Raw genomic sequence first — 14,354 nt, 5'->3', positions numbered from 1 at the left:
CGTCAGTCGAGCACGATCGTGAGCTGCGCGGGCTTCCGGGCGCCGGCAGGCTCGAGCTCCGCGGTCCACTTCTCACGGGCCACCCTGAGCAGGGCCTGCGCCGTCTCCGGTGCGGCGCCGCGTCGCGTGAGCAGGTGGCGGGCGAATTCGCCGCGCGTATGTTTGGCGAAGTGGGACACGACGGTCCTCCTGCCGTTGCGCAGCTGGACCACGTTGACGGCCGCGCTCTGCTGTGCCGGCGGCGCCCAGGCAGCGGCGTAGGTGCTCGACCGGCAGTCGACGACGAGCCCCGTGCCCGCGTGCTCGGTCAGGGGAGAGGCGAGGTGCTTCTTCCAGAAGCCCGCCAGCCGCCCCGTCCCGGGCAGGTCGACCGACATCGACAACCGGTAGGCAGGGATCGGATCGCCGAACGAGATGGCGCCCCACAGGCCCGAGACGACGACGCAGTGCTCGCGTGCCCTGCGCTTCTGCACCGGCGTCATGCCGGCGTAGCCGAGCGCGTCGTAGAGGACGCCGGAATAGATGTCGTGCGCTGGTGCCGCCGGGGCGACGTCGAGCACCAGGTTCCGGGCCACATCGGCTGCGAGGGATTCTCCTACGCCGAGGACCGCGTGCGCGTCGTCGGCGCTGCTGGCGCTCTTGAGGGCGGCGAGGACAGCCCGTCGGGCGTCATTGAGTTCCGGGAAGTGCAGGTCCTCCAGACGGACCGAGCCACCCTTGCGGGCTGCGGACTTGCCTTCGGAGGGGGGAAGCAGGATCAGCACCGATCAACTGTACCCAACCTGGACGGCTCGCCGTGCCCCGGACAGGACGGCCGCCCGGGCCGCCTAGAATGGTTCCTGGATGGGTCGACCAGGCGGCCGCGTTGGACGGTGCCCGCACTGCTCCACCGAGGAACGTCCGGGCTCCGCAGGGCAGGGTGGTGGGTAACGCCCACTCGGGGTAACCCGCAGGCCAGTGCCACAGAGAAGAGACCGCTGTCCGCGGCAGGCTTCGGCCGCTGCAGGCAGTAAGGGTGAAAAGGCGGTGTAAGAGACCACCAGCACGCCGGGTGACCGGCGTGGCTCGGTAAACCCCACCCGGAGCAAGGCCAGACAGTGCACGTTCGAGGGCTGCCCGCCCGAGTGCACGGGTAGGCCGCTGGAGGGCGTCGGCAACGGCGTTCGTAGATGGATGGCCGCCACTCGCGCGACGGCAACGGCGTGCGAGGACAGAACCCGGCGTATCGGTCGACCCATCCCTCGACCCCGGACAGCGTCCCTGTCCAGGCACCGCCCCTCCTTGCCGGAATAGTGCAATGACATACTTCGGGTTGCGCGGGAACGGCCACCTTGGTTGCATCGTGTCCAGGCTGAGCCGACAGGAGGGCAGCGATGATCACCGGAGCAGAACTTCGGAGCGACGTCTCGGCCATGATGCGCCTGATGCATGCGACACCGGAAGAACTGTGGCTGACGTACTTCGCCGACTCCGGTGATGCCAGCGAGCATGAGGTGGAGGAGTGGCTGTACGGGGTTCGGGAGCTGCCAGCCCCTCAAGTGGACCTGTTGAGCGTGGCGGTCAATGACCTCGCCGAGGAACACGGTCTTCAGACCCGGGTGGGAGACGTCGCCGAGCGCAGTGCGGCTTTTCCAGCGGGTGACGGGTAGCGCCAGGGACCGCTGCCCGCGCGCTTCGCAATGGACGACGTGCACAGGGCAGTCAGGCGGTTTCTGCCACGCACCCGGCGCGTCGTGTGTTGTCGCAGCTCCTCGGGCGGCCTACCCTATGGGAACCGCCGCAGGTCTCAAACGCAATTGCGACGGTAAGGAACGGGTCGGCATACTGCTGGGGCTTCGGGCCGGCCCGTTCACCTCGCACACCGGTGGTTTCCGAAGGCACCGGTGACTCCCGACGTCGGGCGACGCGAGGCCGGGCAGAAAACGGTCCCCCGTACCCGGTCTCAAGAGGTAGGGGGACCGCCCGGCGTCTATAGCCGCCTCGGGAGCGCATCGACCGCGATACTGCTGGGGAACGACCGCGGGACACCCTCCCGGACTCCATTTTCCGCCCCTCGTTGCCGTGCGGCAATCTCAGCGGACGGGCTAAGCCAAGGGAGAAACCGGGAACTTCCGGGAGCGCGGCAAGTTATTACCAAAACGAACTATTATCAGCCGCGGGATCTCCACGGTCAAGACCAGGGGAAGTGAGGCCGAGAAGTGGCCGGAAGCGGCAGGGATCCCTACGCGTCCTCCGTTAGGGTGATCGGATGAGCGCTGGGGGTACAGGGAGAAGGCACCTTCTGGTGCGCAACCGGAACTTCCGGGCCCTGATAATCTCCAGCACGTCCGGAGTGCTCGGCAACGCTGTCGCAGCCGTGGCACTGCCGATCATCGCCGCGGTCGAACTCGATGCCAGCAACTTCGAGGTCGCAGCGCTTGCCGGCATGACGTTCCTGCCCTGGCTCCTCTTCGGGCTCGTCATCGGCGTCTGGGTGGACCGGCTACCCCGGAAGCCGGTGATGCTGGCATCACTCGCCGTGCGCGTGATCGTGCTCGCCCTGCTGCCGGTCGGCTACTGGCTCGGATTCCTCAGCACACCCCTGCTGTTCGGTGCTGCCTTCATCGCCGGGATCACCTCCGTGTTCTTCCAGCTGGCGGACGCAGCCCTGGTCCAGCAGGCCATCACGGCGGACGAGCTGATGGAGGGCAACGGCCTCATCACCGGCTCGGGCGCAGCGGCGGATGCAGCAGGCCGCTCCGCGGCCGGCTGGCTCACCAGTGCGGCAGGCGCGTCGAACACCCTGGTCGTGCAGCTGGCGACGTCGATCGTCTCCCTCGTGGCCATCCAGCGCCTCGACGTCGCGGAGGTGGTGCAGCCGCAGAGCGACCGGCGGGTCCTTCGCGAGATGTACGAGGGTCTCCGGTACACCTTCAGCACGGCGCCCCTACGCGCCATTCTCTTCAATGCGGCGCTGTGGAACCTCGGCGGCAACATCGCGGCCTCCCTGATCGTCCTGCTGGTCCTGAGGACGCTGGGGGAGTCGGAGGTCTGGCTCGGTCTGCTGCTGGCGGCTGCGTCCGTCGGCGGAGCGGTGGGCGGAGTCACGGCGAACTGGATGGGGGAACGGTTCGGTTCGGGCCCGCTGTGGCGCTGGTCCATGGTGCCCGGTGTGTTCGGCTACGCCTCGCTGCTGATCATCACACCCGGGTGGGGCATGACCTGGGGAATCCTCGGCATGTTCGTCATGGGAGCGAGCGTTGCCTGGAACATCGTGGTCGGCTCGAGCTTCCGGCAGCGCGTCTGTCCACCGGGGATGATGGGACGCCTGGGTGCGGCATCCCGGACGGTGAGCTGGGGGATGCTCGCGCTGGCAAGCCTTCTCGCAGGCATCTTCGCGGAGCTGGTCGGGATCCGCGAGGCCGTCCTGATCGGGGTCGTCATCGCATGCACGGCCCCGCTCGTGGCCCTGCTCGGGCCGCTGCGGGGCGTCCGGCGCCTGGAGGACCTCGTCGAGGCTCCCGCCGCCGACTCCCGGCTCGGGGCTTCGAAGGGTACCTGATCCGGGCCCCCGCGCCCGGCCCGCTGCACCCGGCCCGGAACCCGGCCGGGCAGCAGCCCAGGACGGGCGAGCGAAGCAGGTCTCCGGCGGTCCTAGTGGCCGAACGGGTCCGGATCGACGCCGGGCAGCCAGGTCAGTCCCGGTACCCCCCAGCCGTGGCTCTTCATCGCCTTCGAGGCCTTCCGCGCCTGCCGGTTGTTGAGGCGGTCGACGTAGAGCTTCCCGTCCAAGTGGTCGTACTCGTGCTGCATGCAGCGGGCGAACCATCCCGTGGCCTCGAACTCGACGGGCGCGCCGTCGCCGTCGAACCCGGAGACCCGCGTCCACTCGGCACGCTTGAGCGGGAAGGCCTCCCCGGGGACGGAGAGGCAGCCCTCGGACTCGTCGTCGGGATCGGGATCGGACCCGGGGATCTTGGATGTCACGAGCGTGGGGTTGACGAGGACGCCACGCGGCGCCACGCCGTCGTCGTTCTCCATGCCGTACACGAAGATCCTCAGGCCCACGCCGATCTGCGGGGCCGCGAGACCCACGCCGTTGGCGACGTCCATGGTCTCGAACATGTCGGCGATCAGGGTGCGCAGCTCGTCGTCGAAGGACTCGACCGGCTGGGCACGCCGGTGGAGGACCGGTTCGCCCGTGATGGTGATGGGGTGGACAGTCATGGGACCTACCTGTTCTGGGTGCTCCGGTCTGCGATCGACCGGCCGATGGATTCGCGCATGATCTCGCTGGTGCCGCCGAAGATGGTCAGCAGCCGTGCGGCCAGGAAGGCCTGCGAGACGGGGTAGTCGAGGATGTAGCCGTAGCCGCCGTGCAGCTGCAGGCACCGGTCCGTGATCGACTTGGCCCGCTCGCTCGCCCACAGCTTGGCCTGCGCGGCGGCGGTGGGCGTCAGTGTCCCCGCGTTGAACGCGAGCACCGCCTGGTCGACGAAGGCCTCGGTGACCTCGACCTCGGTGAGGACGTCGGCGAGGACGTGGCGGGTGTTCTGGAAGTCGAGCACGCGCTCGCCGAAGGCGCTGCGCTCGGTGACGTACCGGACAGTCTGCTCGTAGGTCGCCCTTGAAAGGGCGGCGGAGGCGACGGCGATGCCCAGGCGCCCCTGCGGGATCTGCTCGAGGCTGTAGCGCAGGCCCTGACCGACCTCGCCGACGAGGTCGGCGCCCGGGACCCTCACGTTGTCGAAGAACAGTTCTGCGGTGTCGGAGGCCCGCAGGCCCATCTTGTCCAGCTGGCGCCCGGGTGTGTAGCCCTCGCCCTTGCGGACCATAAAGAGGGAGAAGGAGTCGCTCGAGCCGCGGCCGAAACTGCCGTCCGTGCGGGCGAGCACGAGGGAGGCGTCCCCGCTGATGCCATTGCCGATGAAGACCTTCTGACCGCTGATCAGCCAGTCGTCGCCGTCGCGCACCGCCTTCGTGCGGATACCGCGCAGGTCGCTGCCGGCTCCGGGTTCGGTCCACGCGCAGGAGGTCACGATCTCGCCGGAGACCATGCCCGGGAGCCACCGCTCCTTGAGGTCGTCGGACCCGTGGGCCAGCAGGTGCGGAAGGACCAGGTCGTCGTGCAGGTGGAAGGCGAGCCCGACGGCGAGGTGGTTGCTGCGGGCGAACTCCTCGTCGAGCACGGTGCGGAAGCGGTAGTCGGGCACGCCCGCCCCGCCGAACTCCTCGGGCACCGCGAGTCCGAGCAGGCCCTGCTCGCCCGCGGCCGTCCAGACGGACCGGTCCATCATGTGCTGCTGGTCCCAGCCCGCATAGTGGGGAGCGACGGCACGGTCGTTGAACTCGCGGGCGACGTCCCGGAAAAGCTCGTGATCCTCTTCGAACACCGTGCGTTTCATGGTCTTGGTCCTTCGTTGCTGTCAGCCGGAGGCGGGTACACCATGCTGTCCGGGCCGGGGCTTGCTGGGGCCGGAAATACGTATGCCGCCCCGGATGATCTCCGGGGCGGCATACGTGGCCAGGATTCATCCTGACAACTGAGGGTGAGTAACGGGGGTTGAACCCGCGACCTCCTGGACCACAACCAGGCGCTCTGCCAACTGAGCTATACCCACCATGTGTCTTCGCGGCCGGCCCGGCGGAATACCTCCTCCAGGCTGTCTGCGAAAGGCAGCGGATACAAGTTTACACACTTTTTGGAGTGCTTCGAACCGCCGCGCCGACGGCACCATTCCGGAGCATGACGGAGCGTCAGGGCATGATCGTGCGGGCGATGGCCTTGCTCGTGGCCGAGTCCGGTCCTGGGGAGGGGACGAAGACCGCGGCGCGGTAGTAGCGCAGCTCCCGGATCGAATCCTCGATGTCGCCGAGCGCACGGTGTCCGCCCGTCTTGGCGGGCGACTGGAAGTAGGCGCGCGTGAACCAGCGGCGAGCGAGTTCCTTGATGGTCGACACGTCGATGACGCGGTAGTGCAGGTGGTCGACGACGAGCGGCATGTCGCGGACGAGGAAGGTCCGGTCCGTCCCGACGGAGTTGCCGGCCAGTTGGGCCTTCCTCGGCTCCGGCACCCACGTCCTGATGTAGTCCAGGACCTGCTGCTCGGCCTCCGCCATGGTGATGCCGCCGTCGAGCTCCTCGAGCAGGCCCGACGTCGTGTGCATCTCCCGCACGAAATCGCCCATCTGCGCGAGGGCCTCGGGCGTGGGCTTGATCACCACGTCCACACCGTCACCCAGAATGTTGAGTTCGGCGTCGGTCACGAGGACGGCGACTTCGATGAGGGCGTCATGGGCGAGGTCCAGCCCCGTCATCTCGCAGTCGATCCAGACGATGTGTTCATTCGATATGGGCATTCGACCAATCTACCGTCCGGTACCGACGCCTTCGCGCCCATCCTTCGCGCCCATCCTTCGTGCCCATCTTGGAGGTCCTTCGGGGTTCGGATGCGGACCCGCCTACCGTCCGACGCTCCTGTCGAGGACTCCTCGCCCGGCTGGCTGCCCGGCCGGCACCAGGCCCCGGTGCTAATATTCGAACAGTTCGCTCAGGGCTGCGGGGAGATCTGGGTAACCCTGCTGCCTCCAGCAAGGGCGCCGTACCGCGGAGTTCCCGCCGTTCAGCCTTCTGCGGCCACCGGCCTGAGGACATGGGCGTTCCACGCCCCCTTCTGCTTGCCGACGATTGGATTCCCCAGATGGCCGCCCAGGTCCCGCTCACCGAGGTCGAGACGCAGCCGGGGCCGAACCGTCCCAACGTCGCGATCGTCCAGGGATTCATCGGGTCCCTGATGATGTGGATGGGATCGCTCGGCGTGGGCTGGCTGTCGCTGGCGTCCGCCGAACTCCGGCGCAACCCCGTCATCATCTGGCTGCGCTTCGAGCCCGCCGGTGCTGTGCTGTCCGTCCTGCTCCTGGCGTTGGGTGGCATGCTCCTCATCCGGGCGTGGCTGCGGCTGGGCCAGCGGCTGAACGGCTGGTCAGATGACACCCGACCGCACCTGATGAGAGCCATCGTCGCCTGGACCATCCCGCTCGCCGTGGCACTGCCCTTGTTCAGCCGGGACGTCTTCGCCTACATAGCGCAGGGCCAGGTCATGGTCGCCAAGCTGAACCCCTACGTGGACGGCTACTCCCAGATCTCGAACTACCTCCAGATCGGCGCCGACGACCTGTGGGCCCAGAGCCCTACGCCGTATGGTCCGGTGTTCCTCTGGATCGAGGAGGGCATCGTGAGGGTGACGGACGGCCACCCCGACACCTCGATCATCCTGTTCCGGGTCGTCGCCCTCATCGGTGTCGCGCTGTGCGTCTACTTCGTTCCGAAGCTCGCCGCCCTCCACTCGATCAATGCGAACCGCGCTCTCTGGCTGACGGTCGCCAACCCGCTGTTCCTCATCAACTTCGTGGCGTCGATCCACAACGATTCGCTGATGATCGGCCTCGCACTGGCAGGGCTGTACTTCGCTGCGACGAAGCGCCCGGTGGTCGGGATCCTGCTGATCACCCTGTCCGTCGGGATCAAGCCGATCACCCTGATCTTCCTGCCCTTCGTGGGGCTGATGTGGGCCGGCAGGGGAGCGTCCTGGCCACGGCGCTTCCTCTACTGGTTCCTGACGGCCGGGCTGTCCCTCGGGATCCTGTGGATCATGGGCATCGTGAACACCTTCGGGTTCGGCTGGGTCGGCGCGCTCAGCACCCCCGGCAGCGTCTGGATCTGGTATGCCCCGGTCGGCTTCATCGGACTGGTCATCGCCACGCTCGGCGACGCCGTCGGCCTGAACGGGTGGGACATCGCCCATGTGTTCCATACCCTCGCCCGGGTGGCCTCGCTGGTGATCATCGCGCTGCAGATCTTCCGCGGCGACCACAGCCGCCTCGTCCGAAGGCTCGCCATCGCCTTTGCCGCCGTCGTCGTCCTCTCTCCGATGATCCAGTCCTGGTACGTCGTCTGGCTCATTCCGCTGTTCGCCGTCACGGGGATCCGCGACGACTGGCAGGTGAAGTTCCTCTACTTCACCGTCGCCTTCTTCATGGTCTATGCGATCTCGGACCAGCTGGACATCTTCCCCTACTTCGACTTCAGCCTGCTGATGGCGCGGCAGGTGGCGGCCGTCGTCGCCCTCGGCTTCGCGCTCTACCTGGTCTTCGTCGACCGCAGTACGAAGATCCTGTTCCGGCGGCGTTACCGGCCACTGGCGCCGGGCCAACTGCACTGATGCGCCGGAAAACCGGTCCGGAAATGGCGGATCGGACGGGAATCGGCATGCGGGACGGGCGACGAGCGGCAATACTAAGCAGATGATTGAAACAGGAACGACGACGTACAGCGGCGAGTTCGAGATTACGGCCTGGGATGCCGAGACCTATTCCGAGCCCGGCAGCACCGGTGAACTGTCCCGGGTCAGGGCCGCGAAGGTCTTCGAAGGGGACATCAGTGGGACGAGCACCGCGGAACTGCTGATGGCGGGGAACGACGTCGGTGCCGGCTATGTTGCATCGGAACAGTTCGTGGGGACGATCGGGGACCGCTCCGGTGCGATGACGGTCCAGCACTGGGGGGTCGCCGAGGGATCCGATGCTGCGAGCTCCGGCCACATCATCCCCGGTTCCGGCACGGACGGGCTCCGCGGCATCTCGGGCAAGGCCATCTATTCGCAGGATCCGGACGGCCAGCATCGCCTCGAGCTGAGGGTGAGTTTCGCCGACGACGACGAGTAGGTCGGTGCGGTTCCGGGAGAGGTGGAAGCGCCCATAGTAAACTGGGGGAAATGCCTCCGTAGCTCAGGGGATAGAGCAGGGGCCTTCTAATCCTCTGGTCGCAGGTTCGAATCCTGCCGGGGGCACAGGATGAGGGCCGGACGCCGACGCGTCCGGCCCTCTGCATTCCCTGCCCTGTCGCCCTCACGGTCCGGTTCCGGCTACGGGCGGTTGCCGGTATCGAATCTCTCGTCGTAGACGCGCCCGGCCTCGTGCAGAAGGTCCTCGTGCAGCCGGCCGAGCGGCTTCACATCGGCGAGGAGTGGCTCGCAGTCGGGGCCCCGCCCCACGCATCGTCCGGTCAGGACCCAGGGAAATCTCTCCTCTTCCTCCGCCAGATGCCGGTACTGGCAGATCTGGCGTGCCAGCCAGTCCTCGAGCGGGCGTGTCCACCACTGCTCGGGGGTCAGCGGGTTGACGGACAGCCCCGGCAGGGCGAGCCCGCTCTCGCCGTCCTCACTGGTCGAGTCCCGGTCCGCCTGGAAACCGCACGAGTAGCGGAGGTAGATCGTCTCCGCGCCCTGCACGAGGTCGGCCAGTTCGCTGAGGGTGCCGATGACGCGTTGGTCGGTCCCGGTGGTCTGGGGAGATGTTGCCGTGTCCATACCTCAACGCTAGGAACGGTTGCCCGTGCGCCTCAAGCGGTGATTGATACCCCTGCACCACTTCCACTCCGTGTGCTCTTCACCTAGGGCCGTCCGATTGTGCCGTCCAACCGGTTATCAACATAGGACGGCCTGTTCCTCCCCGCGACGGGCGCCGGACCGAGACTTGAGCCGGGCCGCAAGCATCGCCGCCCTTCAGGCAATGGAAGGACACAGATCATGACCGACATCATCACCGTGCGGGGCTATGTCGCCACCGAAGTGCGGCTGACCGTGGCATCGAGCGGCCTGGCCATCACGGGTTTCCGCATGTGCTCGACGGAGCGCCGGTTCGACAGGGAAACCAGTACGTGGGTGGATGGCCACACGAACTGGTACTCCGTCTCGATGTTCCGGCAGCTCGCCACCAACGCAGGAGCCAGCATCAAGAAGGGGGACCGGGTGATCGTGACCGGCCGGCTGAAGGTGCGGCCGTGGAGCAACGCCGACGGCCGGACGGGCACATCCGTCGAGATCGAGGCGGACACGGCCGGCCATGACCTGATGTGGGGCACAGCGAACTTCATCAGGACGGCAGCCAACCGGAGCGAGGCGCCGACGGTGGCCGGGCCCGATGACCATGCGGCCGGCTTTCCCGCTGAAGCCGGTGTCCCCGACGGCGTGGATGCCGCTACCGGTGAGGTGTACGGCGGCGGGTCCGGCTTCGGTCCGGAAGGCGACGACGCCACAGCGGCCGGCTCCGGGGATGACGCCGCAGGGGAGGGCGCCGGGAGCGGGCATGAAGGGAAGGACCGCGACGAGCTGCTCGAAGCAACGGGCGCCCCCTTCTAGCGAGGACGTCCTTTTAGCGAGGACGTCGTCGGACGGGTGCCCTCGCCGGCGCGATGCCGGTCGCGATGCCGTCGTGATGACGCCGTCATGCCGGGCAGGATGTCGCGTGCGTGGCAGGATGAACGGGTGACTACTGTCCCTCCCGCGAAGCCGAAGCATCGAGCGCATGCCTGGCGCCATACCGTCGCCGCGCTCGCGGCGGGTGCTGCCCTGGCGCTCACCTCCTGCACGGCATCACCGTCACCGGATGCCCTCGCCGACAGCAGTGCGTCGTCGCCGGCTGCCGCCCCGGCCGACTCCGCCACCGCTTCCGGGCAGCCGGCCGATGCCGCACCAGCAGCGTCCGCCGCGTCGTCACCGTCCGCGGCCCCCTCGTCCCCGGGGGTGGACACCAAGGGGATTGCCGCAGCCGTCGAATCGGCCCTGCGAACATTGGCCGGAAGCCAGGACTCGGTGTCGAGCGACCAGGTCCGCGGCGCCATCGAGCAGGGCTTCGCCGACGCCGGTTCGGCGCCCGAGGACGTGGAGGTGTCGATCGACCGGACTCCGACAGGACTCGACGTCGATGCCATCCAGGGGGCCGGGCGTACCGATGGAACGTGCATCGTGGGGGAGGTGCGCGAGGGTGCCGTGTCGGTGGCGGTGCTTCCCGCACTCGCCTCCGGTCTGTGTTTCGTCGGTGACCAGCGATAGCTGCCCCCCGGACTCCGTCCGGCTGCGACGGGCGGTCCGGCCCCGCCAAATGTGAGATCGGGCTAGGCAAGCACTAGCCTTAGGTGTATGGCGGAATTTATCTACACAATGACCAAGGCCCGCAAGGCCGTTGGCGACAAAGTAATCCTCGACGACGTGAGCATGTCCTTCTTCCCTGGCGCGAAGATCGGCGTCGTCGGACCGAATGGTGCCGGTAAGTCCACCATCCTGAAGATCATGGCGGGCCTCGACACCCCGTCGAACGGTGAAGCGCGCCTCAGCCCCGGCTACACCGTCGGTATCCTCCTGCAGGAACCGCCCCTCAACGAGGAGAAGACCGTCCTCGGCAACGTCCAGGAGGGCGTGGGAGAGATCTACGGCAAGATCCAGCGCTTCAACGAGATCTCCGAAGAGATGGCCAGCCCGGACGCGGACTACGACACGCTGCTCGACGAGATGGGCAAGCTCCAGGAAGCCATAGACGCTGCCGATGCCTGGGACCTCGACTCCCAGCTGGAGCAGGCCATGGACGCGCTGCGCTGCCCGCCGGCGGATGCCGATGTCCGTGTCCTCTCCGGAGGTGAGCGCCGCCGCGTCGCGCTCTGCAAGCTGCTGCTGCAGAAGCCGGACCTCCTGCTCCTCGACGAGCCCACCAACCACCTCGACGCCGAGAGCGTGCTCTGGCTGGAGCAGCACCTCTCGTCCTACGCGGGCGCCGTCCTGGCCGTCACCCACGACCGGTACTTCCTCGACCACGTCGCGGAATGGATCGCCGAGGTGGACCGCGGCCACCTGTACCCGTACGAGGGCAACTACTCCACCTACCTCGAGAAGAAGCGCGCGCGCCTCGAGGTCCAGGGCAAGAAGGACCAGAAGCTCTCGAAGCGCCTCACCGAGGAGCTCGAGTGGGTCCGCTCCAATGCCAAGGGACGCCAGACGAAGTCCAAGGCACGACTGAACCGCTACGAGGAAATGGCTGCCGAGGCCGAGCGCACGAGGAAACTCGATTTCGAGGAGATCCAGATCCCGCCGGGCCCCCGGCTCGGAAGCCAGGTCATCGAGGCCCACGACCTGCGCAAGGGCTTCGACGACCGCATCCTCATCGACGGACTGTCCTTCTCCCTGCCGCGCAACGGAATCGTCGGTGTCATCGGCCCGAACGGTGTCGGCAAGACCACGTTGTTCAAGACCATCGTGGGCCTCGAGCCCCTCGACGGCGGCGAGCTGCGGATCGGTGAGTCGGTCAAGATCTCCTACGTGGACCAGTCACGCGGCGGGATCGATCCCAACAAGTCGCTGTGGGAGGTCGTGTCCGACGGCCTGGACTTCATCCAGGTCGGCCAGGTCGAAATGCCGTCCCGCGCCTACGTCTCGGCCTTCGGCTTCAAGGGTCCGGACCAGCAGAAGAAGGCCGGTGTGCTCTCCGGTGGTGAGCGCAACCGTCTGAACCTTGCGCTGACCCTGAAGCAGGGCGGTAATCTGCTGCTCCTCGACGAGCCCACCAACGACCTCGACGTCGAGACGCTCTCGAGCCTGGAGAACGCGCTGCTCGAGTTCCCCGGTTGCGCCGTCGTCGTGTCGCACGACCGGTGGTTCCTCGACCGGGTCGCGACGCACATCCTGTCCTACGAGGGCACGGAGGAGGACCCGGACGCCTGGTACTGGTTCGAGGGCAACTTCGACGCCTACGAGCAGAACAAGGTGGAGCGGCTCGGCCCCGATGCCGCGAAGCCGCACCGCGTCACCCACCGCCGCCTTACGCGCGACTAGGGTCGACCGGACCGGAACCCGACCGGGGAACCGGAGCGGAACCACGGAAAGGGGCACACGGCTGGCCGTGTGCCCCTTCCCGTGTCCGGGGATGACCCGCCGCGGACGGATGCGCGTGCCCCTTCCAGGCGTCCTCAGGCAGGAGGGACGCGGACCATGCCCTCCTGGGCCACGCTCGCCACGAGCTCTCCGCTGCGGTTGTAGATCCGTCCGGCGGCCAGCCCGCGCGCGCCGGACGCGCTCGGCGAACTCTGGACGTACAGCAGCCAGTCGTCCACGCGTACCGGCCGATGCCACCACATGGCGTGGTCGAGGCTGGCGACGTTCATGCCGGGCTGGATCCAGGTGAGGCCGTGCGGTCGCAGGATCGACTCCAGCAGGGTGTAGTCGCTCGCGTACGCCAGGGCGGCGCGGTGCAGGTTCGGGTCGTCGGGCATCGGTCCCAGGCTCTTCATCCAGACCGCGTTGCGCGGTTCGCGCGAACCCTCGTTCGACAGGTACAGCGGCGCATCGATGTGCCGGATGTCGAACGGTCGGTCGAAGGCCCAGGCCTGGGCCACCGGATGGTCGAAGCCGCCGAGGAGTTCGGCGGTCGACGGCAGGCTTTCGGGGTCGGGCACGCCGGCCGGCATCGTGTCCTGATGGGCGATGCCCTCGTCGGGCTCCTGGAAGGACGCGATCATCGACAGGATGGGCACGCCGTTCTGGTAGGCATGCGTGCGGCGGGCCGAGAACGACCGCCCGTCGCGTAGGCGCTGCACCCCGAAGGTGATGGGCTGGTCCGCGTCCCCCGCGCGCAGGAAGTAGCCGTGCATCGAGTGGACGGCCCGGCTGGGCTCCACGGTGCGCATGGCGGCGACGAGCGACTGCGCGAGCACCTGGCCGCCGAAGACACGGCGTCCCGGCTGCCGAGCGGAGGTCCCGACGAAGATCTCCTCGTCCGTCTGCGCCCCCTCCGCGCTGCTCAGGTCGAGGAGGTCCAGGAGCGCCGCGGTAGGGTCCTTCCTCCGCTGTCCGGTCGGTGCTTCAGCTGATGGCGCATGGTCTGCCATGGTTCGATGTCTCCTCGTGGACAGGTAAGAGCGTCGCGGTGTGCCACGGCAGGCGGCGCCCGGCACCTACTGACAGTAGACGCACCCCCTGTCTTGCTCAACACGGCGCGGGGCGAAGGGATGGCATTGCTCACACCCGGCGCCGTGCGGACCTGCGGAATGGCTTGCAGGAAGCAGATCTTGAGAGGATGGCCGTATGTCTCCGGTGCACACTCTTCCCCTCCAGCTGCGGTTCGGCGACGAGGATTCCTACGGTCACGTGAACAACGTCCGGTACCTCCAGTTCCTCGAGGACGCGCGTGTGCTGCTGATGAGCCGGCCTCGGCCGGAGGGCTCCTTCCTGGACCTGATCGACCCTGACCACTACACGCTCGTGGCCCGTCAGGAGATCGAATACCGTGCGCCCCTGAACTTCAGCACCACGCCGGCCGCCGTCGATCTCTGGGTGACCGACGTGGGGGGCTCCAGCTTCGACCTGGGCTACGCCGTCCGGGACCGGATCGACGCCGACGGAAGCACCACCAGCGCGATCGCTGCGAGCACCATGGTGCTCGTCAGCCGCAGCACCGGGCGGCCTGTGCGGCTGTCCGGGCCCCAGAAGGACATACTCTCCTCCTGGGCGGGTCCGGCCGTCCCATTCCGCCGCGCCCGCGGCAAGTAG

The 14,354-nt window shown here is 67.8% G+C and carries 14 protein-coding genes, 2 tRNA genes and 1 other RNA gene; 10 read left to right on the top strand and 7 right to left on the bottom strand.

The genetic code is table 11. The features are described 5' to 3' along the window. Positions 1-2: 2 nt before the first annotated feature. Positions 3-764: a YaaA family protein gene (locus ACX80H_RS02550; RefSeq protein ID WP_459310839.1), complete on the bottom strand. Its 762-nt coding sequence runs from the start codon at positions 762-764 to the stop codon at positions 3-5. Positions 765-844: 80 nt separating this feature from the next. On the opposite strand from ACX80H_RS02550, the gene rnpB reads away from it, so the two are divergent. The 3 genes from rnpB (at position 845) to ACX80H_RS02535 (ending at position 3,541) form a co-directional block, all read left to right on the top strand. After that, an RNA gene (rnpB, locus tag ACX80H_RS02545) (RNase P RNA component class A) lies at positions 845-1,241 on the top strand. Positions 1,242-1,373: 132 nt separating this feature from the next. Further along, positions 1,374-1,649: a hypothetical protein gene (locus ACX80H_RS02540; protein WP_459310838.1), complete on the top strand. Its 276-nt coding sequence runs from the start codon at positions 1,374-1,376 to the stop codon at positions 1,647-1,649. 635 nt (positions 1,650-2,284) lie between these two features. Continuing rightward, complete coding sequence (locus tag ACX80H_RS02535; protein ID WP_459310837.1) at positions 2,285-3,541, top strand: MFS transporter; 1,257 nt, start codon at positions 2,285-2,287, stop codon at positions 3,539-3,541. Positions 3,542-3,633: 92 nt separating this feature from the next. On the opposite strand, the gene def is transcribed toward ACX80H_RS02535, so the two are convergent. The 4 genes from def to orn form a co-directional block, all read right to left on the bottom strand. Continuing rightward, positions 3,634-4,206 carry a peptide deformylase gene (def, locus tag ACX80H_RS02530; RefSeq protein WP_459310836.1) on the bottom strand — a complete coding sequence of 191 codons (573 nt, stop codon included), beginning with the start codon at positions 4,204-4,206 and terminating at the stop codon, positions 3,634-3,636. Positions 4,207-4,211: 5 nt separating this feature from the next. Next, positions 4,212-5,384: an acyl-CoA dehydrogenase family protein gene (locus tag ACX80H_RS02525; RefSeq protein ID WP_459310835.1), complete on the bottom strand. Its 1,173-nt coding sequence runs from the start codon at positions 5,382-5,384 to the stop codon at positions 4,212-4,214. Positions 5,385-5,527: 143 nt separating this feature from the next. Beyond that, positions 5,528-5,600 (bottom strand) — tRNA-His (locus ACX80H_RS02520). Between the two features lie 136 nt (positions 5,601-5,736). Next, positions 5,737-6,339: an oligoribonuclease gene (gene orn / locus ACX80H_RS02515; protein WP_459310834.1), complete on the bottom strand. Its 603-nt coding sequence runs from the start codon at positions 6,337-6,339 to the stop codon at positions 5,737-5,739. A 341-nt stretch (positions 6,340-6,680) separates the two neighbouring features. On the opposite strand from orn, the gene mptB reads away from it, so the two are divergent. The 3 genes from mptB to ACX80H_RS02500 all read left to right on the top strand — a co-directional run bounded on the left by mptB (position 6,681) and on the right by ACX80H_RS02500 (position 8,828). Next, positions 6,681-8,201, top strand: coding sequence for a polyprenol phosphomannose-dependent alpha 1,6 mannosyltransferase MptB (gene mptB, locus ACX80H_RS02510; RefSeq protein WP_459310833.1), 1,521 nt, complete (start codon positions 6,681-6,683; stop codon positions 8,199-8,201). Between the two features lie 82 nt (positions 8,202-8,283). Further along, positions 8,284-8,703, top strand: a complete 420-nt coding sequence (locus ACX80H_RS02505) for a DUF3224 domain-containing protein (RefSeq protein ID WP_459310832.1) — start codon at positions 8,284-8,286, stop codon at positions 8,701-8,703. 52 nt (positions 8,704-8,755) lie between these two features. Further along, positions 8,756-8,828 (top strand) — tRNA-Arg (locus tag ACX80H_RS02500). 75 nt (positions 8,829-8,903) lie between these two features. Here ACX80H_RS02500 and ACX80H_RS02495 read toward each other — a convergent pair. Further along, positions 8,904-9,347, bottom strand: coding sequence for a DUF6098 family protein (locus ACX80H_RS02495; RefSeq protein ID WP_459310831.1), 444 nt, complete (start codon positions 9,345-9,347; stop codon positions 8,904-8,906). A gap of 219 nt (positions 9,348-9,566) precedes the next feature. On the opposite strand from ACX80H_RS02495, the gene ACX80H_RS02490 reads away from it, so the two are divergent. The 3 genes from ACX80H_RS02490 to ettA all read left to right on the top strand — a co-directional run bounded on the left by ACX80H_RS02490 (position 9,567) and on the right by ettA (position 12,641). Next, positions 9,567-10,178 (top strand): single-stranded DNA-binding protein, encoded by a 612-nt coding sequence (locus ACX80H_RS02490; protein WP_459310830.1) that lies wholly within the window; start codon positions 9,567-9,569, stop codon positions 10,176-10,178. 126 nt (positions 10,179-10,304) lie between these two features. Beyond that, positions 10,305-10,871 (top strand): DUF6993 domain-containing protein, encoded by a 567-nt coding sequence (locus tag ACX80H_RS02485; protein WP_459310829.1) that lies wholly within the window; start codon positions 10,305-10,307, stop codon positions 10,869-10,871. An 87-nt stretch (positions 10,872-10,958) separates the two neighbouring features. After that, the gene (gene ettA / locus ACX80H_RS02480; protein WP_459310828.1) at positions 10,959-12,641 is read left to right on the top strand and encodes an energy-dependent translational throttle protein EttA; all 1,683 of its coding nucleotides are present in this window, start codon (positions 10,959-10,961) and stop codon (positions 12,639-12,641) included. 134 nt (positions 12,642-12,775) lie between these two features. On the opposite strand, the gene tesB is transcribed toward ettA, so the two are convergent. After that, complete coding sequence (gene tesB, locus ACX80H_RS02475) at positions 12,776-13,693, bottom strand: acyl-CoA thioesterase II (RefSeq protein ID WP_459310827.1); 918 nt, start codon at positions 13,691-13,693, stop codon at positions 12,776-12,778. A gap of 196 nt (positions 13,694-13,889) precedes the next feature. Between tesB and ACX80H_RS02470 the strand changes: the two genes are divergently transcribed. Beyond that, positions 13,890-14,354, top strand: coding sequence for an acyl-CoA thioesterase (locus ACX80H_RS02470; protein WP_459310826.1), 465 nt, complete (start codon positions 13,890-13,892; stop codon positions 14,352-14,354).

Source organism: Arthrobacter pasteuri, assembly GCF_054510955.1.
The sequence above is the reverse complement of the archived record's forward strand: the minus strand, read 5'-3'. Positions and strand labels throughout refer to the sequence as shown.